Below are 20,703 nucleotides of genomic sequence, written 5' to 3'. Positions count from 1 at the left end.
ATAAAAACGGTGGATAACCCTGTCCCAATGGTGGCCAGCGCCGCGCCATCATGCTAGAAATGGTGGTATGAACGCAGCCACCCCCAACATAGACGCGCACTCGCGCCCCATCATCCGCCAGTTGGATGAAGCCGCGATCAACCGGATTGCTGCGGGTGAGGTGGTGGAGCGTCCCGCCTCTGCGGTAAAGGAACTGGTGGAAAACGCGCTGGATGCCGGCGCAGGCCGGATCAGCATCGACTATGCCGATGGGGGCAAGACCCTGATTCGCGTTAGTGACGACGGCTGCGGAATGACCGCAGAAGATCTGCCGCTTGCCTTGTCGCGCCACGCCACCTCCAAGATTGACGGCAGCGACCTGCTGAACATCCATTCCTTTGGCTTTCGGGGTGAGGCGCTGCCCTCCTTGGGCGCGGTCGGGCGGTTGACCATCAGTTCCCGCCCGGCGGGTCGCGACGGCATGATGATTGCCGTATCCGGCAGTCGCATCGGCCCGGTGCGCCCAACCCCGTTAAGTCAGGGCACCATTGTCGAGTTGCGCGACCTGTTCTACGCCACCCCCGCCCGACTGAAATTCATGCGCACAGACCGGGCCGAGGCGCAGGCGATTGCCGAAGTGATCAAACGGCTGGCCTTGGCCGAGCCCGAGGTCGGCTTTACCCTGCGCGATGTTTCAAACGGCGAATCGCGGGTCATGTTTCGCGCCGACCCGGTTTCAGGCGATTTTTTCGATGCCCTGCATGGCCGCATCACATCCGTTCTGGGCCGTGATTTTGCCGATAATGCCCTGCCGATTGACCATAGCCGTGACGGGCTGCGCCTTGTTGGTTATGCCGCGTTGCCGACCTATTCACGCGGCTCTTCGGCGGCGCAATACCTGTTTGTCAACGGTCGCCCGGTGCAGGACCGGATGCTGTGGGGGGCGTTGCGTGCTGCCTATATGGATGTGCTCAGCCGGGACCGGCACCCGGCGGCGGTGCTGAATATCGAATGTGACCCCCAAAACGTTGACGTAAACGTCCACCCCGCGAAATCCGAAGTGCGGTTTCGTGACCCCGCCTTGGCCCGCGCCCTTATCGTTTCAACATTGCGGCACGCATTGGCCGAGGCGGGGCATCGTGCCTCATCAACCGTGGGTGCGGAAACGCTGGGCGCGTTTCAGCCGGGGGCGGGCACAGCGCCACGCATCTATCAAATGGATCGGCCTTCAGCGGGCGCAATTTCGCGCGCTTATGCCTATCAGGCGCCCGCCCCCGCCCCGCTGGCTTTTGACGAAGCACCTTCGGCCCGGTTTGAGGCGCAGCCAATCAGCCCCGACGATACGGCCCAACCCCTGGGGGCGGCGCGGGCGCAGGTGCATGAAAACTACATCATCGCCCAAACCCGCGACGGTGTGGTTATCGTTGATCAACACGCTGCGCATGAACGGCTGGTCTATGAACGGTTGAAGGCCGAGCGCGCCAGCAAAGGCATTGCAGCGCAGGCCCTGCTGATTCCTGACATCATAGACCTGTCTGCGTCCGATACCGCCCGCCTGCTTGATCTGGCCCCCGATCTTGCACAGCTTGGCCTCGTGATAGAGGGTTTTGGCGGCACCGCGATTGCCGTGCGCGAAACCCCGGCCGTGCTTGGCCGTATCAATGCTGCAGCGCTGCTGCGTGATATCCTTGATGACCTGTCGGACCTTGGCAGTTCAGATCGGCTTCAGGGCAAGATTGATGCGGTTTTGTCGCGTATGGCCTGCCACGGCTCCATCCGTTCCGGGCGGCAAATGCGGGCCGAGGAGATGAACGCCCTGCTGCGTGAAATGGAGGCGACCCCGCTGTCTGGCCAATGCAACCACGGCCGCCCCACCTATGTGGAATTGAAATTGGCCGATATTGAAAAGCTGTTCGGGCGCAGATGATAGAAATCGCTGGGCAAACCTATCAGTGGAACGATCCTTTGGTGGTAATCATCGGGGGGGCCAGCCTTGTGGTTCTGGTGTTTTTCCTGCTGATCTTGCGCGCCGCCGGGCAGTCGGCCAAGGCTGCCGAACCTTTGATGCGCGAAATGGGCTGGCTTGGCCAGCGCGTCCAAAACCTGTCCGAAGGGCAGGAACGGCTTGCGGGCGGGTTGCATCACGTCTCGGAAACCCAAGCCCACAGCCAAACCGCCATGCTGCAACTGATGGAAAAGCGGCTAAGTGAGGTGCAGCGCGGCATGACCGAAAGCTTGCAAGGCACCTCGACCCGTACCGCCCGCAGCTTGGGGGAATTGCAGCAACGGCTGGAAACCATCGACAAAGCGCAGGCCAATATCGAAAAACTATCCGGCAACGTATTGGGTTTGCAGGATATTTTATCAAACAAGCAGACCCGCGGTGCTTTTGGCGAAATCCAGCTGAATGATATCGTCCACAAGGCGCTGCCGCCGGATGCCTATACAATGCAGGCCACATTGTCGAACGGCAAGCGCGCCGATTGCCTGATCCACCTGCCTAACCCGCCCGGCCCGATTGTCATCGACAGCAAATTCCCGCTGGAGGCCTATGAGGCCCTGCGCCGCGCGGGCTCGCCCTCGGAACAGACCGAGGCAGCGCGCTTCATGCGGGTTTCGGTGCGTGCGCATATCAAGGCTATTGCCGAAAAATACATTCTGGAAGGTGAAACCGCCGATGGCGCGCTGATGTTCCTGCCCTCAGAGGCGGTCTATGCCGAGTTGCACGCCAATTTCCCCGAACTGGTGCGCGACGGGTTTTCGGCCAAGGTCTGGATTGTCTCACCGACAACATGCATGGCGACCCTGAACACGATGCGGGCGGTGCTGAAAGATGCGCGGATGCGTGAACAGGCCGGGGCAATCCGTGCCACTTTGCGGTTGCTGCACCGTGATGTCGAACTGGTCGTTGGCCGGGTAGAAAAGCTGAACACTCATTTCAACCAGGCCCGCATCGACCTGGACGGGATCGGTACGGCCGCAGAACGTGCGGGCAAACGCGCCGCCAGACTGGACAATTTCGACTTTGAAGAATTATCTCCCGAGCCAACACCGGCCGCTATTACGGGGCAAACCGCAACATGACATCCAAGATGACCCGCCACCTTACCCGCAAAGATTACACCGAGATGCCTTGGATCAATGGGCGCGGGCTGACGATAGAAATCATGCGCAAATCGGCACCGGGTGACGGTTTTTTGTGGCGGTTTTCAATGGCGACCGTGACCGAGGATGGCGCGTTTTCGCTTCTTCCCGGCATTGAGCGCAATTTGACCGTCATTGACGGCCCCGGCTTTGACCTGATCGGCGCAGCCAGCTTTCGCGCCGAAGCACTGATGCCAGTGGCTTTTCCCGGTGACATCCCGCTGGCAGCACAAAATGTTACTGGAAAGGCCACCGATTTCAACGTGATGACCATGAGGACCCTGCAAAAACCAAAGGTAGAGGTGGTCGCCAATGCGCCCCTTGCCGCCCTGCCCGGCGCCACGCTTTGTCTTTTCACTTTGGGTCCGGCACAATTTGGCCCATACAGCCTTGCCCCGAATGACTTTCTTTTTGATGCACCCGACGCGGCAGTCACAGGCGCACAGGTTTTAGCTATTCACTTGTTCGAATCACCAACCTGATACGGCCCCTGGTCAATGCTTGGCGCCCCAACTGACTGACGCATGTTTGCGTGTAAAGTTTTCAGCCATCAAGCCGATGACAAACAGCACCAAGGTTACTTTCAGCGGATAGGTAGAGCTGCTGTAATGCGGGTGATAATTGAGAAAAATAAAGCCGCGCCCTTGGTCAATCGTGTGAAACAGCGGGTTCCAATCAAACAACACCAGCTTGGAGCTTGGCATCGCATTGGCGACAAACATCTTGCCGCTCGCGATCATATTCGCGCGTTGATAAAGTTGCGCGACGATGTTGACGGCATCCGGTTGCCAAGGCTTTGCCGCCAGCAAAATTGTTCCAATGGCTGCCCCGCTGCTCCACGATAGCAGCAGCATCCCCAGAGTGCCGGGAAAGTTATGGAACTCTATGGGTTGAAAGGCCGCGTGATAAACGTAAAGCACCACGGTCGCGGATAAAACCTGTGTGTAAAGCGAACTCAGGGCTGCAGCACTGATTGCAACAAGTGTGTTCATCGGCGCATGTTTCATCATCGGCGAGGTCGGCCCATCGCAGCTTGAAACCGCCGACAACGCCTTGATATGCGTCATATACATGAAGATGCCCGACATCACATATAAAAGGTAATCGCCGCGAATCGCATTTCTGCGCATCCCCAAGACCTTGAACAGCAAGTAAAATACCGCAACCAGCATCACGGTCTGCAAAATGTTCAGCATAAGCCCGATGACCGGGTTTCCGTGGTTTTTACGAACATTTCGAACCGTGGCGTGAAAGATAAGTTCCAACATGCCAAAGGCAGTGCTTACCGGATTTTTCCGGGTTTGGCGTTGAAACATCCTAAATCCTACCTCTGCGCTCGGGTGGCCTCGTCAATTTTGTACCATGGAAATCTTGCCGATCCCTTAGCAAAAGATGATAAAGGGATTCAGGGGTCTTGGCAATATTGCCACCAGCCCGCCAAAACGGAGCGTATCATGGATTTCCCCCCCCTCGTCTCGCTGATGCGGAAACTGGCCTTGGAAGCCGGAGACAAGATAATGGAGGTCTATGCCGCACCCGATTTTGACGTGCGCGCCAAATCAGATGCCAGCCCGGTGACCGAAGCGGATGAGGCCGCCGACGCCATCATTTCCGCCGGTTTACGCGCCGCCTATCCCGATGTGACGCTGATCACCGAAGAGCAAGCCGACAGCCACGCCTTGCGGGCCACGACGTTTCTGATTGTGGACCCGCTTGATGGCACCAAGGAATTTGTGCAACGGCGCGGCGATTTTACCGTGAATATCGCCTATGTCGAAAACGGTGTTCCTGTCCTTGGCGTGGTCTATGCCCCGGCCAAAGGGCGTTTGTTCTATACCCGCGCCGATGGGCAGGCGGTCGAAGAAACGGGCCGTTTTTTGAAAGACCGTGCAGGCCCGGCCCGTGAAATTCGCGTCTCTACCCCAGACAATCAGGCGTTGATGGTCGTCGCTTCCAAATCTCATCGCGACGCCGCGACCGATGCATATATCGGAAAATATGGCGTGCGGGACATGACTTCGGCTGGCAGCAGCCTGAAATTCTGCCTTGTTGCAACCGGCGAGGCCGATCTTTATCCACGGCTTGGCCGCACAATGGAATGGGACACAGCAGCCGGTGATGCCGTCTTGCGCGGCGCGGGTGGGCAGGTGGTGTATTTTGACACGCATGCATCGCTGACCTATGGCAAGCCCGGCTGGGACAACCCGTTTTTCATCGCTTATGCGCCGGGTGTCACGCTAAGGAAATGACGCCTGTGGCCACCAGCCTTATCATCGTAAGCCGCCATAGGCCGGCGGCACTGATGCGGGCTTTGGCAGGGGTGGCGCAGATGGATCATCCTGATTTTGAGCTGATCGTTGTAACCGATCCGGTATCGGCGCAGATCATCGGCACGCTTGGTTTGCCCATAAAACTTGTCAGATACGATCAGGCCAATATTTCCGCTGCCCGCAATATCGGCCTGCAACTGGCTGCAGGTCAGGTGGTTGCCTTTCTTGATGATGACGCCGTGCCAGAGCCAAGCTGGCTGTCGCGGCTGGCAGCCCCCTTCGCCGATCTTCAAGTGACGGCAGCGGGTGGCTATGTCTTGGGGCGATCGGGGCTTGCCTGGCAATGGCGGGCGCTGTGGGTTGACGGCGATGGTTTCGACCAGCCCTTTGATCCCGGCCCCGGCATCAGCCTGCATCCCGGCACCGCCCGCCGCACCCTTAAAACCCAAGGCACCAATTGCGCATTTCGGCGCGATTCGCTTCTGGCCATTGGTGGGTTTGACGAAGGCTTTGCCTTTTATCTGGACGAGGCTGATGTGAATCTGCGCCTTGCGGCCCATGGCGGGCTTACGGCGGTGGTGCCCGATGCGGTGGTCCATCACGGTTTTGCGGCTTCCTCACGCCGCCGCAAAGACCGGGTACCAACCGACCTGACCCAGATCGGATACAGCCTCGCGCGGTTTACCGCCCGCCACGGTTTGACCCCAGATGCCCTGGACAGGCACATCGCCCATCAAGACGCCCGGCTGATCCGCCACATGGTCAGCGGCGCGTTGGAACCGAGCGCAGTACGGCGGCTGATGGCAGGGCTGCGCAACGGCATCAAGATCGCCCAATCGCAAGAGGCCGCCGGCGTGCAAAGGCCGGGCCTGAACGGCAGCCCGCTTGCCCCGACCCGACATCCCTTTGCAGCCCTGCCAAACACGGGCCCGCGTCAGGGCCGCCTGTTGTTTGGCCCGACCACGCAGCGCACCGCTCTGGAGGCAGAGGCAAAGGCAGCGCGGGCCAAGGGCGAAATTGTAACCCTGTTTCTCTTTTCACGCGGTGTGCGCCCACACATCCACCGCTTTACCGCCGACGGCTGGTGGGAACAAAGCGGTGGCCGGTTTGGCCACACTTTTCGGGCGGGGCACAAAATCAGTTTTCAACCGATCACATTGCGCTTGCCACAAGAAATCGCGCGCCTTGCCAGGCTTCGCCCCATCGGGCCAGAATTATGTGCCTGGAATCCGTAAATTCCGATTTTTTCCGGGAACTGTTTCCATTCCGTCAACTTTTTGCCGAAATAATGCCCGAATTAGATGTGAAGCAGGGGTCACAAGAGTATACAATCAAAAAAACGCAACAAAATTGGGTTAGGTCGTGCAAATGAAAACCAGGAAAATCACCAAGGCTGTCTTTCCGGTCGCAGGAATGGGCACTCGCTTTTTGCCCGCAACCAAGTCAATTCCAAAAGAAATCATGACCTTGGTTGACAGGCCGCTTATTCAATATGCGATTGACGAAGCGCGCGCGGCTGGCATCACAGAATTCATCTTTGTCACCTCGCGTGGAAAATCCGCGCTTGAGGATTATTTCGATGTCGCCCCCGAGTTGGAATCGAGACTACGCGATGCAGGCAAGAAAGAACTGCTTGAGGTGCTTAAAGATACCAACATGGACAGCGGGGCCATCGCTTATGTGCGTCAAAACCGTCCATTGGGTCTTGGCCACGCCGTCTGGTGCGCCCGCCGCCTGATTGGTGACGAACCCTTTGCCGTCTTGCTGCCCGACGATGTGATCGCTGCCGAAAAACCCTGCCTGCAACAAATGGTCGAGGCTTATGCCCAAACCGGCGGCAATATGGTCGCAACCATGGAAGTTGCCCCCGAAAGGGTCAGCGCCTATGGTGTTCTGGATGTGGCCGACGATATGGGCGACATTGTTCGCGCCAAGGGCATGGTGGAAAAGCCGAAAGCCGATGAAGCACCATCAAACCTTGCTGTTATTGGTCGCTACATCCTGTCACCCAGGGTGTTGAACAACCTCAATGACATCAAGCAAGGCGCGGGTGGTGAAATTCAGCTCACCGATGCCATCGCAAAAGAAATCGGTAGTGAGGAAAGCGTTTACGGCTTCCGATTCCGGGGCCAGCGCTATGACTGCGGCTCCAAGGCTGGCTTTTTGCAGGCGACCGTGGCTTTCGGCCTTGCCCGTGAAGATCTGCAAGCAGAATTTGCGGATTATCTGCATGATCTGCTGGCACAGCAAAAGGCGGCACAGTAAAACCATGCACCCCCCGGCACGGCTGCTTGATCTGACGCGATTGGTGTCGCGCTTGGGTAAGGGACAGCCGACCGGGGTTGACCGGGTTGAGGCCGCCTATCTTGCGCATTTCCTCACGCTCTCCTCGCCTGTTTTTGGCGTTATCCGGGGCGCATTGGGTTTTTTTTTGCTGGATCGAGGCGGGATGGCTGGGCTTCACAGCCTATTGCATCAGCCCGACCCGCTTCCCGCCGCCGATCTTTTGTCACGGCTGACCCGCCGCAGTGACCCACTGCTTGCCCGCGCCGAAACCGCCCTGCGTAAACTGGCCTTGGCCCGCTGCCGCCCATCTCGTTTGGCGCAAACCCTGCGGCGGCATCTGCCGCAGGGGTTTACCAGCTTCAATACCGGGCACGCAAACCTGGACCCACGGACGTTTCGCGCCCTGAAGTCCGGCGGTGCGTCACGCGTGGTGGTGCTGATCCATGATACCATTCCGCTTGATTACCCCCAGTTTACCCGCCCCAATACCATTGCCCGCTTTGACAAAAAGCTGGCAGCGGTGGCGCGGGGGGCCGATCTGGTTATCCATAGCGCCAAGACAACGCGCACCCAAACCGAACGCCACTTTGCCCGCCACGGCCGCGTGCCAGCCGGCACGGTTGCCGCCTTGGGCATTTCCCCATTGCAGCCCAACGCCAGCCCGGCGCGCAACCACCCGTATTTTGTCACGCTCGGCACCATTGAGCCGCGTAAAAATCACGCGTTCTTGCTGGACATATGGGAAACGATGCATCGTGATCTTCCGCTGGCTGAAATCCCTCATCTGCTTATTCTTGGACGCCGGGGCTGGATGAATGAACGCGTCTTTCAGCGATTGGATACGCAGCCTTTCCGCAACCAAACCGTGTTTGAGATGGCAAATCTGCCGGATGATACTGTGGCAAATCTGTTGGCAAACGCCTGCGCCCTGCTGTTTCCCAGCCTTGTTGAAGGGTATGGCCTGCCGCCATTGGAAGCCGCCAGTCTTGGCGTCGCGGTTATTGTGCCACCTTTGCCAATTTATCATGAGACTCTGGGCAATTACCCCGTTTACGCAAGCCTGGATGACAGGTATTCTTGGATGGAAACAATCATTCAGCTAAAGGATCGGAACGGGACACCGGGACAGGTGGTGCCGCGACAGAAGGATGCAAAAAACATGTCAGCGGTAGCAATTCCGCGCTGGGATGCACATTTCAAGAGCGTTTTAAGCCTCGGCTGCTAGGGGTAAAGACTATGTTCGTTAGCCCGTTGATGTGGCGGTATTTTTTGGAAAGCAAGGTGTGAGCATATTTTCACGATACCGATTAAGACTGGCGCGCAAACGCTGGCTTGCTCGCGCCTTCCGCAAGCGGAGGGAGCTGAGGCCGGTCGCAACCCGGGTTCAAACCATCAAACCTGCCGATATCCTGCTGTTTTCAACTCTGCGCAATGAACGCGTGCGGCTGCCGTTCTTTCTGGATTATTACCGCAACCTTGGGGTCAATCATTTCCTGATCGTCGACAATGACAGTGACGATGGGTCGCGTGACTATCTCAAAGACCAAAAAGATGTGTCGCTTTGGCACAGCACGCATAGCTACAAGCGCGCGCGCTTTGGCGTGGATTGGCTGAACTGGCTTCAAATGCGTTATGCGCATGACCATTGGACGCTGGTTGTCGACCCTGACGAATTTTTTGTCTACCCGTTTTGCGATACCCGCCCCCTGCGCGCCTTGACCGATTGGCTGGATGCCTCGTCCATCAAATCCTTTTCGGCCATGCTGCTTGATATGTACCCCAAGGGACCGATCGGCGCGCAGCCCTACCGTGAAGGCCAGGACCCGTTCGAGATTGCGCAATGGTTTGACAGCGGCAATTACACCATCACCCGCAACAGCCGCTATGGCAATTTATGGATTCAGGGTGGCCCGCGGGCGCGCATGTTCTTTGCAGATGCCCCCGAACGCGCGCCCGCGCTGAACAAGATTCCGCTGGTGAAATGGCAGCGCCAATATGCCTATGCCTCCTCGACCCATATGCTGCTGCCGCGCGGCCTTAACCTTGTTTATGACGAATGGGGCGGCGAAAAGGCCAGTGGTTGCCTGTTACATGCAAAATTCCTTGATACATTCGCAGCCAAGGCCGAGGAAGAGATGCTGCGCCGCCAACATTACGCCAATAGCCATGAATACAAAGCCTATAAGGCCGGGCTGAACGACAGCCCCGACATGTGGTGCAAGTGGTCGGAAAAATACATCAACTGGCGGCAACTTGAAATTCTGGGGCTGATATCCAAAGGAAACTGGGTATGAGCATGGGCATTGTCATGCTGTGCCATACCGCCCTTGACCGCGCGGCACAGGTTGCGCGCCATTGGGTTGATCGCGGCTGCCCGGTCGTGATTCATGTCGACAAGCGGGTTCCAAAGGCCGATTTCGACGGTTTGCAAGCAAGTTTGGCCAACCTTTCGGATGTTCGGTTTTCGCGCCGCTACGCTTGTGAATGGGGCACCTGGGGTATCGTTGCTGCAACCCAAAGTGCTGCAACCATCATGCTGAAAGAGTTTCCTGGCGTGCGGCATGTCTACCTTGCCTCGGGGTCGTGCCTGCCTTTGCGGCCGGTCCGGGAACTTGTCGCCTATCTTGATGATCGCCCCCGCACCGATTTCATTGAATCGGTGACCACATCCGATGTCGGCTGGACTGTCGGCGGCCTTGACCTTGAGCGATTTACCCTGCGGTTTCCCTTTTCATGGCGCAGCCAACGGCGGCTGTTTGACAGCTATGTCCGCCTGCAACGCCGTGTTGGGTTCAAGCGCAAAATACCAGACGGAGTTGTGCCGCATCTGGGTAGCCAATGGTGGTGCCTGACACGCCAAACCCTGTCAGCCATTCTCGAAGACCCCGAGCGGGGCGAGATTGATCGCTATTTCCGGCGGGTTTGGATACCCGACGAATCTTATTTTCAAACGCTGGTCCGGCGCTATTCGTCAAACATTGAAAGCCGCTCGCTTACCCTGTCTAAATTCGACTTTCAGGGCAAACCGCATATTTTCTACGATGACCATTTGCAACTTTTGCGGCGGTCTGATTGCTTTGTCGCCCGTAAAATATGGCCACATGCCAAGAAACTCTACCGGGTGTTCATGACCGAAGGCGGTGCCGGCCAAGCCGCTGCCGAACCCAACCCCGGCAAGATTGACCGCCTTTTTTCAAAGGCCGTCGAGCGCCGGACCAAGGGCCGTTCGGGTCTTTATATGCAAAGCCGTTTTCCCAATGATAACTGGGAAAACGGCAAAAGTGCCTCGCCCTACTCTGTTTTTGAAGGGTTTTCGGAACTGTTCGAGAATTTTGAAACCTGGCTCGGCAAAATGACCGGGACGCGTGTACACGGACATCTGTTTTCATTGAAGACGGTTGAATTCTCGGGTGGAGAGACTGTCTATAACGGTGCAATGTCAAACGCGCCTGCAATCCGCGATTACAACCCCAAAAGCTTCCTTTCGAATCTGCTGTGGAATACCCGTGGCGAGCGTCAGTGCTTTCAATTTGGCCCCGCCGACAATCAGGAAATCAATTGGCAACTCAGCAGTGACCCCAACGCTACCATCTCGGTGATTTCAGGGGCCTGGGCTGTGCCGCTTTTCAAATCCAACCTGAATTTTTCTGAAATTCGGGCAGAGGCCGCGCGCCTGCAACGGTTGGAGCAGGTGCATCTCAACATTTTGCGCAGCCCCTGGACCAAGGCGCAGACCCGCATCTGGAACCTTGCGGATTTTGTGGAAAACCCGATGGAGCCCCTTCAGACCATCGTCGATGAGATCAGCCCCCGCGCCCTGCGCCGCCTGACCGAGGCCCCCCGCATGACAGACCTTGCAGGCTTTGGGCAATTCTTGCAAAATCTGCGCAACCAGGGCATGCAACCCCTCTTGATGGGTGACTTTCCGGCGAATGATGACCTGCAACAAAACGCCGCCCGCCGTGGCCGGCCCTATTTGGTAAAGTAATCCCTTGGAACGTAAATTTGACAGCTTTGTCCTGCTTGCAGAGATGCGCACTGGCAGTAATTTCCTGGAGGCGAATCTGAATGCCATCCCCGGTATCGCCTGCCACGGCGAGGCGTTCAATCCGCATTTCATCGGCAAGCTGAACCAGACCGAGGCTTTTGGCATCACCTTGCAACAGCGTGAGGCGGACCCGGACCTGTTGTTGCGCCAAATGCGCGCGCAAAGCCCCGGCTTGTCGGGGTTTCGGTATTTTCACGACCATGACCCCCGTATCTTGCCCGGCGTGCTTGCTGATCCGTGTTGTGCCAAGATCATCCTGACCCGCAATCCGGTCGAAAGCTATGTCAGCTGGAAAATTGCCCAAGCCACTGGCCAGTGGAAGCTGACGCAAGCAAAACGGCTGAAAACCGCCAAGGCGCATTTTGACACGGCCGAGTTCACAGCCCATCTCGCGCAGTTGCAAGCCTTTCAAATGCGGCTGATGCATGGGCTGCAAACCAGTGGTCAAACCGCGTTCTACATAGATTATGAAGACATCAACGATACCGATGTTCTTAACGGACTCGCGCGTTTTCTGGGGGTTGAAGCCGCATTGACGGCCCCCGATGCCACCTTGAAAAAGCAAAACCCCGAAGATATTTCCGAAAAGGTTGAAAACTTTGAGGAAATGGCGGTCGCGCTATCGCAGCTTGACCGGTTCAACCTTGCCCGCACCCCAAATTTTGAACCCCGCCGCGCCCCAGCTATCCCGTCTTTTCTGGCTGCCGGCGCGGCGCTTTACATGCCCATGCGCGGCGGGCCCGAGGCAGAGATAGCCCAGTGGCTGACGGGTCTGGGGCCCATTGCGGATAATTTCAACCAGAAATCCTTGCGCCAATGGCTGCGGAAAACCCCCAGACACCGCAGCTTTACGGTGTTACGCCACCCGGTCGCCCGCGCGCATGCCGGATTTTGCAGCCATATCCTCACGGGCGCGTTGCCGCATATCCGCGAAAGTCTGATCAAAACCTATAAAATAGCCTTGCCAAAGATCGGCGACACCCTGCCAATCGCCGATCATCGCCAAGCCTTTCTGGAGTTTCTGCGTTTTCTGAAACTCAACGTCGCGGGCCAGACCGGCCTGCGCATAGACCCGCATTTTGCCAGCCAAACCGCCGTGCTTCAGGGCTTCGCGCAGTTTCAAGGCCCGGACCTGGTGCTGCGCGAAGAGAGTTTGCCAATGGGCCTTGGGTTTCTTGCTGCCGAAATCGGTGTGACCTGCCCCCCCCTGCCAGGCCTGGCTGATCCAGCGCGCGATATTTTGGCCGAAATCTACGACGCCGAAATCGAGGCCACAGCCCGTGATGCCTATGCCCGCGACTATATGGGATATGGCTTTTCAGATTGGCGCTAAGGGCGGATAGAACATTTTCAAGGCTATATGGCCTGCCCTTGCCAAGAAAAACCGTCGGGCAACCCGCATCTCCGGCCCAGTCTTATTGGCGCGGCCTTATTGGCCCAGTCTCATCCGCGCCGACGCTTGCCGTGCATCACTGCGCCAAATACGGCTTTGACACGCGCCACAGCAAGCAGGTATTTTTTAGAACTTTGCGCGCGCAGATAAACAAACCGCAGCGGAAAACCCTTGTCAGAGCGAAGGCCTGCCGCAAGTGAGGCCCTGAAACCATCCGATTGCAACGCCTCAAAAACCGCGTCGCATTTATATATGTAGGGCTGAAGCTGAGGGGTCCGAAAAATGAGGGCATAAGCCCGTATGAGCGACTTCAATGTCTTATATGCCATTGGCCCACAGATGGTCTCATCAAAGCTGTTTTCCTTGGCCAAACGCCACAACATGAAGGTATTGTGAACCGCATCCAAAGTTTTCGCGCTGACTTTTTTGGTAATGGCATCCGGGTTATCTTGCCGATAAAAGAAAACACCGTCACAGAATGCAACCGTATCACAGGCCAGAAAGAAGCTCCTTACCGTATATTCATCCGCAAACATTCCAAAGTCTTGAAAGCCGATCTCTTTCAGAAATGCCGATTTCCACAGCGCGTTGCCAGCGATGCGCCAATCCAGCGATGCCACAAACGCATCACGGCCCGATAAAATGGCACTCCGGTCGCCGTTCAAGCCCACAATCCTGTGATTGTCGGCACGACCCGCAAAGAAAAACTCGACATCCGGCAGCACGGCATCTGCCTTTGTCACCTGCGCGCGCTGGTAAAGAGAATTCAGCCAGTCTTTTGAATAAAGATCGTCCTGAGAGGTATATGCAAAATAATCCCCCCTTACCAATGGGGCGGCAAAGTTCATGACCTTTGGAACGATCCCAAGGTTTTCCGGGGTCTTGAAATATCGAAATCTGCCATCCTTTTCAGCGTATTGCGCAAGCAAGCGGGCGCTGTGATCTGTCGAACAATCGTCGATGCAAAGTATCTCATAGTCTTCAAAGTCCTGATTTCTCAAAGACTCCAACGTCTCTTCAAGAAATGCGGCCCCATTATAGACCGGCATCACCACCGAGATTTTTGGCCCCTTGGTTTCGACATGTGGTTTTGTCACTGCCGCCCCCCCGCGCGCTTTCGCATTCTGCGCAGCATTTTTCGACAGCGCCGGCGCTCAGAGTAAACGGTATCCAGCACCAGAAAAGGGTGGCGAAGGGCGTGCAAAAACAAGTCGCCGCGCGTCCCCCGGTAATATGACAGCCCAATCGCCGCGCGCGTCTGCGCTTTGCGAATAACCGCCCAAACGGCAGAGCTTGCCTCCAACCCATAGGTCTGGGCATCTTTCAACCGTTGCCGCATGATGGCCGAAGCAACCACATAGCTCTGGGCTCTGTGGGCTTTGAACGCATGAAGATCGTCAAAGTAATCAGCCGAACTGGTGATGCCGCCGCCCAGACAGTAATTGACCAGCTTTTCGTCGATCACAGCGATACGGCCTTCAAGGGCGGCCCGAAACCCCAACACCAGGTCTTCATAGGCCGCAGGATCAAAGGCTCCATATTTGGTGTATAATTCCCGCGCCCATGCCCCGGTAGCGCCGATATAGAGAGAATTTGAACCAGCCACTTTGGCCAGATCCCAGCCTTGGTAAAAGGTGGCCTTGTGAAAATCCCCCTGCAATTCAACACCTTGCGGGTCAACAACCACGGCACGCGAACAGGCCAGAAGGCAGTCATCCGTCTCAAACGCGCGCATGATCTGCCGGCTTCTGCTTGGATGTGAGGTATCATCACCAGCCGCAGCAATAATGACATCGCCAGCGCTTAAGCCGTGAACAATATCTATGTTCCCTGCCAGGCCAAGGTTTCGTTGATTCCGGTTAAGGACCACATGATGAGGGCCTGCATACCCCGCGACGGTTTGCTGAATGATAGAGAACGTATCATCTTTTGAGCAGTCGTCGGAAATCACGATCTGCATAGCTGCGCAATCTTGGTCGAGGGCGCTTTTTACGGCGGCGGCCACTGTTTTCGACTGATTATACGTCAAAAGGCAATACGAATATGTGCGATCTTTGCGAACCATCGCGCGCCTTTCTCAACAGACCCCATGCAAGCGCGCTATCTCAATATCCCAGCGATAGCAACTGCCTGCAGTCAAAACGCCATCGTCGCCACAACGGCCCGTTTCCACGCCGCATATTTCTCGGCGCGCAGGCCCTCAGCCATTGGCGGTGCAAACACCCGCTCCAAAGCCCAGTTCGCGGCAAACCCGGCCTGATCGGGGTAGAGGCCGGCCCGATGCCCTGCCAGCCATGCCGCCCCCAATGCGGTCGTTTCACCCCCCTTCGGACGGTCTGCCTTTGCCCCGATAATATCGGCCCAAAACTGCATCGCGGCATCAAACAGGATCGCCCGGCGGGGCGTGGTTCCCTGATCAATCGCCAGAACAGGCTGCACCTTCACCCTCTTTTTACCTGCTTGCTGCGGGGATCATCTGCGCCCCGCCTTCATCAATTCCGTTTTATCGGCCTGCATCCACGCATCCAGTGCCGCGATTTGTGCTGCGTCCATTCGCAGCCCCAATTTGTTACGCCGCCAGACCACATCTTCGGCGCGGCGGGCATATTCGTGGGTCATCAGCCACGCCACCTCGCGTGCGGTCAGGGTTGCGCCAAAGTCGCGGCCCAGATCATCAGCTTCGCGGGCATCGCCTAAAACCTCAGCCGCCTCGGTGCCGTAGGCCCGTATCAGGCGCCGCGCCCAAAAGGCGGTCAGGAACGGATAATCCTGTCGCAGCCTGTCAATCAAATCCGGCACCCCGTCATGCGGAAAATCCCCGCCCGGCAGCGCCACCCCCGCCGTCCATTTTGCGGGCAGGCCAGGAAAGTGATCTGCAATCTTGTCCATCGCGCTTTCGGCAAGGCGGCGATAGGTGGTGATTTTACCGCCAAAGATGTTCAGAATGGGCGCGCCGCCATTGGCATCCACTTTCAAAGTATAATCCCGGGTCGCGGCTGTCGCGCTGCTGGCGCCGTCATCATATAAGGGCCGCACGCCCGAATAGGTCCAGACCACATCCGCGGCCATGATGTCTTGCTTGAAATACCTGTTCGCGAAATCAATCAGATAGTCGCGTTCCGCATCGGTGCAGACAGGCGCGTGATCGGGGCTGTCATGTTCGGCATCGGTCGTGCCGATCAGGGTAAAATCCTGCTCATACGGGATTGCAAAAATGATGCGCCCATCGGTTCCCTGAAAGAAATAGCATTTGTCATGCTCATACAGCCGTTTGGTCACGATATGGCTGCCGCGCACCAGGCGCACGCCTTCGGTTGAATTGATCCGCAGTTTTTGCTGTATCACATCGCCCACCCAAGGGCCTGCCGCATTCACCAATACCCGCGCGTGACGCGTTTCGGTTTGGCCATCCCGGTCCAACGTGATTTCCCACAGGCCGTTTTTGCGCAGGGCCGAAATGACTTTCGTGCGAACCATGATCTTGGCCCCGCGCGCCTCGGCGTCGCGCGCGTTCAGGATGACCAGCCGGGAATCCTCAATCCAGCAGTCGGAATATTCATAGGCGCGGGTAAAACGATCCTCAATCGGGGCACCTTCCGGCGTGCCGGGCAAGGACAGGGTAACCGTTCCCGGCAAAATCTTGCGCCCGCCCAGGTTGTCATACATGAACAAGCCCAACCGGATCAGCCAGGCGGGCCTGCGCCCCTTCATCCAGGGCATCACAACACCCAACAGCCTGGATGTGGGCGTGTCGCCTTCAAACCGCATATCCTTATGATATGGCAGCACAAAACGCATTGGCCAGCTGATATGGGGCATGGCGCGCAGCAGGGTTTCACGTTCGATCAGTGCCTCACGCACCAAACGCACCTCCCAATATTCCAGATAGCGCAACCCGCCATGAAACAGTTTGGTAGAGGCGCTGGAGGTGGCCGAGGCGAGGTCGTTCATTTCGGCCAGGGCCACGGTTAACCCACGCCCCGCCGCATCGCGCGCAATGCCACAGCCATTGATGCCACCGCCGATGATGAACAGGTCCGTTACCGGATAAGATGGAGGTTGGGCTGTCATCCGGCCTCCCCGCCAAATGAATATTTGCTACCCCTAACGAAACACAGAATGCGCGTTATTGCAAGAAATTCCTTCGAAATTGTTCTTTCTTTGCCTTGCGGCTGAATGGCGGCGCTAGGCCATTGATTTTCCATCGAGCCTTGAGCGGGCAAGGCCGCTTGCGAAGCCGCGGCGCAGCAATTAAAGCGAAGATTTACATCAAAATCATGGTTGTTCTTGAAAAAGCGAACATAAGGGAACAGTCTTGGGTGAGGAGGATTCGCCACATGTCTCAAAGTTTCCGTCAGCCAGACATTCTGGATATTGCCCGCAAAGAGGGGCGCGTGACCGTTGATGGGTTGGCCGAACGCTTTGGCGTCACCGTTCAAACCATTCGCCGCGACCTGACCGAGCTTGCCGACAGCGGCAAATTGCAACGCGTGCATGGCGGCGCTATCATGCCCTCGGGCACAACCAATATCGGCTATGAAGACCGCCGCATCCTGAATGAGGGTGCCAAGACCGCCATCGCCCGCGCCTGTGCGGCCCAGATCCCGGATGGCGCGTCGATATTTCTGAACATCGGCACCAGCACCGAGGCGGTCGCCCGGGAATTGCTGCGGCACCGAAAGCTGTTGGTGGTAACCAATAACATGAATGTGGCGGGGATTCTTGCCGCCAATCCGGGCTGCGATGTGATCGTGACAGGGGGGATGCTGCGGCGGTCAGATGGTGGGCTTGTGGGGCATCTGGCCTCTGGCACGATCCGGCAATTCAAGTTTGATTTTGCGGTGATCGGCTGCTCGGCGCTGGATCAGGACGGCGATTTGCTGGATTTCGATTTTCAAGAGGTGATCGTCAGCCAAACCATCATTGCGCAGGCGCGGCGCACCTTTCTGGTTGCCGATCATTCAAAATTCAAACGCTCGGCACCGGCCCGGATCGTGTCGCTGGCCGAGATTGACACGTTCTTCACCGACACGCCTGTCAGCCCACAGCTTTTGGCGAAATGTGCCGCTGCCAATACAGCGATTGTGATCGCCGCCGATTGCCCCCCCTGAAGGGCGCTGGCCGCTGGCCTGTCAATCTTACGGGGCCACAAAACGGGTCACCGCCCAAAGAAGCCGTCAGGCGCGCGGGTTTTGCCCCGGATCGGCCCTGCTCGTCTTCAAAATATCGCGCCAGCCTGCCACGCAAGGCTGCGACCTTGTGCGGGCAGCCCTCGGGCGCAATCCAAGGCGTTTCGCCGTGACCCTCGCCCACCTGCCGCCGCCTGAAATCAAATTTTTCAGTGCGTTATGTGGTGGTCAGCATTTCAAGCCAAAGTCGAAACACTATAAATTCGTGAAGATCGTGGCGGGTGTTGGCACTGGGCAACCCCACCAGCGCGGCCACTCACCCGCCACAGGCCTGCCAAAGTCAGGCACGGCCAAAGCCAAGGTCAAACCCGCCGTGCCATAGCGACACCGCCAGCAAGGCCCGACAGCGCGCGCCAGAGTGGTGCGGGCTTTTCGATTCGCAGCGCGGCGTATCCGGCACGCAAAGGATTGACGATCGCGCCAAGCTGCAATGATCTGCCGCAATGACATTGAAATTTATCCCGACCACTTTCTTGAAAGCACAATGCCCATAAAGCGGCTTTCTCAGGGGGATCACCATGCATTGGTTAACCAGAACACTCGCGCCTTGCATCATCTTATGCGGCCTGATCGCCGTTGGCTTTTCGGCCACGGCGCAGGAAAAGAAAAAGCCCGATCTGGGAAAGATCACCGAGGCTTGGCTGTCCTCGCCCCATGCCGATCGCAGCGCCGAGGCCTTCAAGCACTGGAATGATGAAGACATCCGCATGGTGCCAAAGGAATGTTCGACCTGCCACACCAGCCGCGGGATCATCGACTATCTGGGCGCGGATCTGCGCGCGGTGAATGTGATCGACCAGCCGCAACCGCTTGGCTCTACCGTGGATTGCGTGACCTGCCACAACCCCAAATCCATGGCGCTGCAAAGCGTGGTGTTCCCTTCCGGCGCGCGTGTCGATGGCTTGGGCAAAGAGGCGATCTGCGCCACCTGCCATCAGGGCCGCGCCTCAGGTGCCGATGTAACCGCAGCGGTTGCGGGGCGCGAGGATGATGTGGTCGCGGGCGATCTGACCTTTATCAACGTGCATTACAAAGCCGCGGCAGCGACCCAGATGGGCAGCGTGGCGGCGGGCGGCTATCAATATGACGGCCAGACCTATGCCGGCACGTTCATCCATGTGAAAGAGGAACCGTCGACCTGCCTGTCATGCCACAACCAACACAGCCTGAAGCCAAAACCGATGGAGAATTGCATCACCTGCCACAAAGAGGCCGCCAAATATTCCGATATTCGCAGCACCGCGATTGACGTGACCGGAACAGGCGACATGGCACAAGGCATTGCCCATTCGATCACCACCTTGCACGCCAAGCTGGGGGCCGCGATCCAGACATACGCCGCCGAGGTTGCGGAAACACCTGTCGTCTATGACCCCCACGCCTTTCCGTATTTCTTTGTCGATACGAATGGCGATGGCGCGGTGACCCCCGGCGAGGCGATCTTTCCGAACCGCTATCAAAGCTGGACGCCGCGCCTGCTGAAAGCGGCCTATAACTATCAGTTCATCGCCAAAGACCCCGGCGCCTACACCCATAACCCGCATTACGCGATCCAACTGCTGCAAGACAGCATGGCCGATCTGGGCAAGGCGGTAGCGGTTGATATGGCCGGGATGGTCCGGCCGTAACCGGCGCCACGGTTGATGTTGGCCGCACGGCACGCAAGGCGCGAACCGGACCGTAGCAACGCCATGGCAAAATCGCTCAGCCTTTTGGGCGCCAGCAACCCCGCGCCCGGATCGCGCTGGATGAGGCGCTCCGCAACGGCATGTCCAAAAAGCACCAGCGCGGCGGCGGCCCTATTGCCAAAAGTCGCGCCGAGCCCTCGGCCAGGCGCACGCGCCGATACACTGTGGCAGCTTTTGACAACCGCGCTGCGATTTGGCTGTCCGGCCGGGCCAATACGCCGATGGGGACCATCTGCATGATGTCTTGCCAATGGTCCCAGCGATCAAACTGCACCAGATTATCCGACCCCATCAGCCAGACAAAGCGCACTTCGGGGTAATGCCGGATCAAGGCCGCCAGCGTTTGCGCGGTGTAACGGGTTCCCAGCCGCGCCTCGATATCGGTAATCACGACCCGCGGGTCATCCATCACGCCCTGCGCCCGCGCCAGACGTTCCGTCATCGGCGCAGGCTGTCGGGCTTTCAACGGGTTGCCGGGGCTGACCAGCCACCACACCCGGTCCAACCCAAAGCGCTTCAACGCCTCATGCGTCAAATGCACATGGCCTTCGTGGGCGGGGTCAAACGAACCGCCCAAAAGCCCGATTTTCATACCTTTGGTCGCGATTGGAAAGCCTTGCCGCATTGCCTGCTATAACCCACTAATTTCCTGAAGCCATGCTGACCCCAAGATTGCGGCAAATACAATGCTGACCCGGCTTGCTGG

At 57.6% G+C, this 20,703-nt stretch carries 17 protein-coding genes and 1 pseudogene; 12 read left to right on the top strand and 6 right to left on the bottom strand.

The window, feature by feature from the left end:
- Positions 1-67: 67 nt before the first annotated feature.
- From mutL to VDP61_RS04725, 3 genes are read left to right on the top strand one after another with little or no spacing between them, the layout of a single operon-like run.
- Complete coding sequence (mutL, locus tag VDP61_RS04735; protein WP_323005799.1) at positions 68-1,906, top strand: DNA mismatch repair endonuclease MutL; 1,839 nt, start codon at positions 68-70, stop codon at positions 1,904-1,906.
- Positions 1,903-3,063, top strand: coding sequence for a DNA recombination protein RmuC (locus VDP61_RS04730; protein WP_323005798.1), 1,161 nt, complete (start codon positions 1,903-1,905; stop codon positions 3,061-3,063). Before mutL ends, VDP61_RS04730 begins: the two co-directional genes overlap by 4 nt.
- An 8-nt stretch (positions 3,064-3,071) precedes the next feature.
- Entirely contained in the window at positions 3,072-3,605 is a 534-nt protein-coding gene (locus VDP61_RS04725) for a HutD family protein (RefSeq protein WP_323005797.1), read from the top strand.
- A 12-nt stretch (positions 3,606-3,617) separates the two neighbouring features.
- Here VDP61_RS04725 and VDP61_RS04720 read toward each other — a convergent pair whose 3' ends face one another.
- Positions 3,618-4,439, bottom strand: a complete 822-nt coding sequence (locus VDP61_RS04720; RefSeq protein WP_323005796.1) for an ABC transporter permease — start codon at positions 4,437-4,439, stop codon at positions 3,618-3,620.
- A 138-nt stretch (positions 4,440-4,577) separates the two neighbouring features.
- Between VDP61_RS04720 and cysQ the strand changes: the two genes are divergently transcribed.
- The 7 genes from cysQ (at position 4,578) to VDP61_RS04685 (ending at position 13,060) form a co-directional block, all read left to right on the top strand.
- On the top strand, positions 4,578-5,372 hold the full coding sequence (gene cysQ / locus VDP61_RS04715) for a 3'(2'),5'-bisphosphate nucleotidase CysQ (RefSeq protein WP_323005795.1): 795 nt from the start codon (positions 4,578-4,580) through the stop codon (positions 5,370-5,372).
- Positions 5,373-5,377: 5 nt separating this feature from the next.
- Positions 5,378-6,628, top strand: coding sequence for a glycosyltransferase family 2 protein (locus VDP61_RS04710; RefSeq protein ID WP_323005794.1), 1,251 nt, complete (start codon positions 5,378-5,380; stop codon positions 6,626-6,628).
- Positions 6,629-6,761: 133 nt separating this feature from the next.
- Complete coding sequence (gene galU, locus VDP61_RS04705; RefSeq protein ID WP_323005793.1) at positions 6,762-7,658, top strand: UTP--glucose-1-phosphate uridylyltransferase GalU; 897 nt, start codon at positions 6,762-6,764, stop codon at positions 7,656-7,658.
- A 4-nt stretch (positions 7,659-7,662) separates the two neighbouring features.
- A complete protein-coding gene (locus tag VDP61_RS04700; protein ID WP_323005792.1) occupies positions 7,663-8,904 on the top strand; it encodes a glycosyltransferase in 1,242 nt (413 codons plus the stop codon).
- Between the two features lie 58 nt (positions 8,905-8,962).
- On the top strand, positions 8,963-9,973 hold the full coding sequence (locus VDP61_RS04695) for a glycosyltransferase family 2 protein (protein ID WP_323005791.1): 1,011 nt from the start codon (positions 8,963-8,965) through the stop codon (positions 9,971-9,973).
- The gene (locus VDP61_RS04690; RefSeq protein WP_323005790.1) at positions 9,970-11,667 is read left to right on the top strand and encodes a beta-1,6-N-acetylglucosaminyltransferase; all 1,698 of its coding nucleotides are present in this window, start codon (positions 9,970-9,972) and stop codon (positions 11,665-11,667) included. The genes VDP61_RS04695 and VDP61_RS04690 overlap by 4 nt, the downstream gene beginning before the upstream one ends.
- A gap of 4 nt (positions 11,668-11,671) precedes the next feature.
- Complete coding sequence (locus tag VDP61_RS04685; protein WP_323005789.1) at positions 11,672-13,060, top strand: nodulation protein NodH; 1,389 nt, start codon at positions 11,672-11,674, stop codon at positions 13,058-13,060.
- 110 nt (positions 13,061-13,170) lie between these two features.
- Here VDP61_RS04685 and VDP61_RS04680 read toward each other — a convergent pair whose 3' ends face one another.
- The 4 genes and pseudogenes from VDP61_RS04680 to glpD form a co-directional block, all read right to left on the bottom strand.
- Positions 13,171-14,169 (bottom strand): glycosyltransferase family 2 protein, encoded by a 999-nt coding sequence (locus VDP61_RS04680; protein ID WP_323006031.1) that lies wholly within the window; start codon positions 14,167-14,169, stop codon positions 13,171-13,173.
- Positions 14,170-14,213: 44 nt separating this feature from the next.
- The gene (locus tag VDP61_RS04675) at positions 14,214-15,185 is read right to left on the bottom strand and encodes a glycosyltransferase family 2 protein (RefSeq protein WP_323005788.1); all 972 of its coding nucleotides are present in this window, start codon (positions 15,183-15,185) and stop codon (positions 14,214-14,216) included.
- 71 nt (positions 15,186-15,256) lie between these two features.
- Positions 15,257-15,502: pseudogene (locus tag VDP61_RS04670) on the bottom strand (glycerol kinase); the annotation flags it as partial.
- A 90-nt stretch (positions 15,503-15,592) separates the two neighbouring features.
- On the bottom strand, positions 15,593-17,191 hold the full coding sequence (gene glpD, locus VDP61_RS04665; RefSeq protein WP_323005787.1) for a glycerol-3-phosphate dehydrogenase: 1,599 nt from the start codon (positions 17,189-17,191) through the stop codon (positions 15,593-15,595).
- A gap of 266 nt (positions 17,192-17,457) precedes the next feature.
- Between glpD and VDP61_RS04660 the strand changes: the two genes are divergently transcribed.
- Entirely contained in the window at positions 17,458-18,231 is a 774-nt protein-coding gene (locus VDP61_RS04660) for a DeoR/GlpR family DNA-binding transcription regulator (RefSeq protein WP_323005786.1), read from the top strand.
- A 596-nt stretch (positions 18,232-18,827) separates the two neighbouring features.
- Positions 18,828-19,937, top strand: coding sequence for a polyheme membrane-associated cytochrome C (locus VDP61_RS04655; protein WP_323005785.1), 1,110 nt, complete (start codon positions 18,828-18,830; stop codon positions 19,935-19,937).
- Positions 19,938-20,013: 76 nt separating this feature from the next.
- Here the strand turns inward: VDP61_RS04655 and VDP61_RS04650 are convergent, their stop codons facing one another.
- Positions 20,014-20,622, bottom strand: coding sequence for a nicotinate-nucleotide adenylyltransferase (locus VDP61_RS04650; RefSeq protein WP_323005784.1), 609 nt, complete (start codon positions 20,620-20,622; stop codon positions 20,014-20,016).
- Between the last annotated feature and the right edge of the window lie 81 nt (positions 20,623-20,703).

Origin of the sequence: Pseudorhodobacter sp., assembly GCF_034675685.1 — a bacterium.
Classification (GTDB): Bacteria; Pseudomonadota; Alphaproteobacteria; order Rhodobacterales; family Rhodobacteraceae; genus Pseudorhodobacter.
Note: the sequence above shows the minus strand (reverse complement) of the source record. Positions and strands in the feature narration are given on the sequence as shown.

Excerpts from the sequence above, each read along its gene's own strand:
- VDP61_RS04650 (WP_323005784.1), bottom strand. The coding sequence starts at position 20,622 with ATGCGGCAAGGCTTTCCAATCGCGACCAAAGGTATGAAAATCGGGCTT.
- glpD (WP_323005787.1), bottom strand. The coding sequence starts at position 17,191 with ATGACAGCCCAACCTCCATCTTATCCGGTAACGGACCTGTTCATCATC.
- galU (WP_323005793.1), top strand. The coding sequence starts at position 6,762 with ATGAAAACCAGGAAAATCACCAAGGCTGTCTTTCCGGTCGCAGGAATG.
- VDP61_RS04720 (WP_323005796.1), bottom strand. The coding sequence starts at position 4,439 with ATGTTTCAACGCCAAACCCGGAAAAATCCGGTAAGCACTGCCTTTGGC.
- VDP61_RS04730 (WP_323005798.1), top strand. The coding sequence starts at position 1,903 with ATGATAGAAATCGCTGGGCAAACCTATCAGTGGAACGATCCTTTGGTG.
- VDP61_RS04660 (WP_323005786.1), top strand. The coding sequence starts at position 17,458 with ATGTCTCAAAGTTTCCGTCAGCCAGACATTCTGGATATTGCCCGCAAA.
- VDP61_RS04680 (WP_323006031.1), bottom strand. The coding sequence starts at position 14,169 with ATGCCGGTCTATAATGGGGCCGCATTTCTTGAAGAGACGTTGGAGTCT.
- VDP61_RS04690 (WP_323005790.1), top strand. The coding sequence starts at position 9,970 with ATGAGCATGGGCATTGTCATGCTGTGCCATACCGCCCTTGACCGCGCG.
- mutL (WP_323005799.1), top strand. The coding sequence starts at position 68 with ATGAACGCAGCCACCCCCAACATAGACGCGCACTCGCGCCCCATCATC.
- VDP61_RS04675 (WP_323005788.1), bottom strand. The coding sequence starts at position 15,185 with ATGGTTCGCAAAGATCGCACATATTCGTATTGCCTTTTGACGTATAAT.
- cysQ (WP_323005795.1), top strand. The coding sequence starts at position 4,578 with ATGGATTTCCCCCCCCTCGTCTCGCTGATGCGGAAACTGGCCTTGGAA.
- VDP61_RS04700 (WP_323005792.1), top strand. The coding sequence starts at position 7,663 with ATGCACCCCCCGGCACGGCTGCTTGATCTGACGCGATTGGTGTCGCGC.
- VDP61_RS04725 (WP_323005797.1), top strand. The coding sequence starts at position 3,072 with ATGACCCGCCACCTTACCCGCAAAGATTACACCGAGATGCCTTGGATC.
- VDP61_RS04655 (WP_323005785.1), top strand. The coding sequence starts at position 18,828 with ATGCATTGGTTAACCAGAACACTCGCGCCTTGCATCATCTTATGCGGC.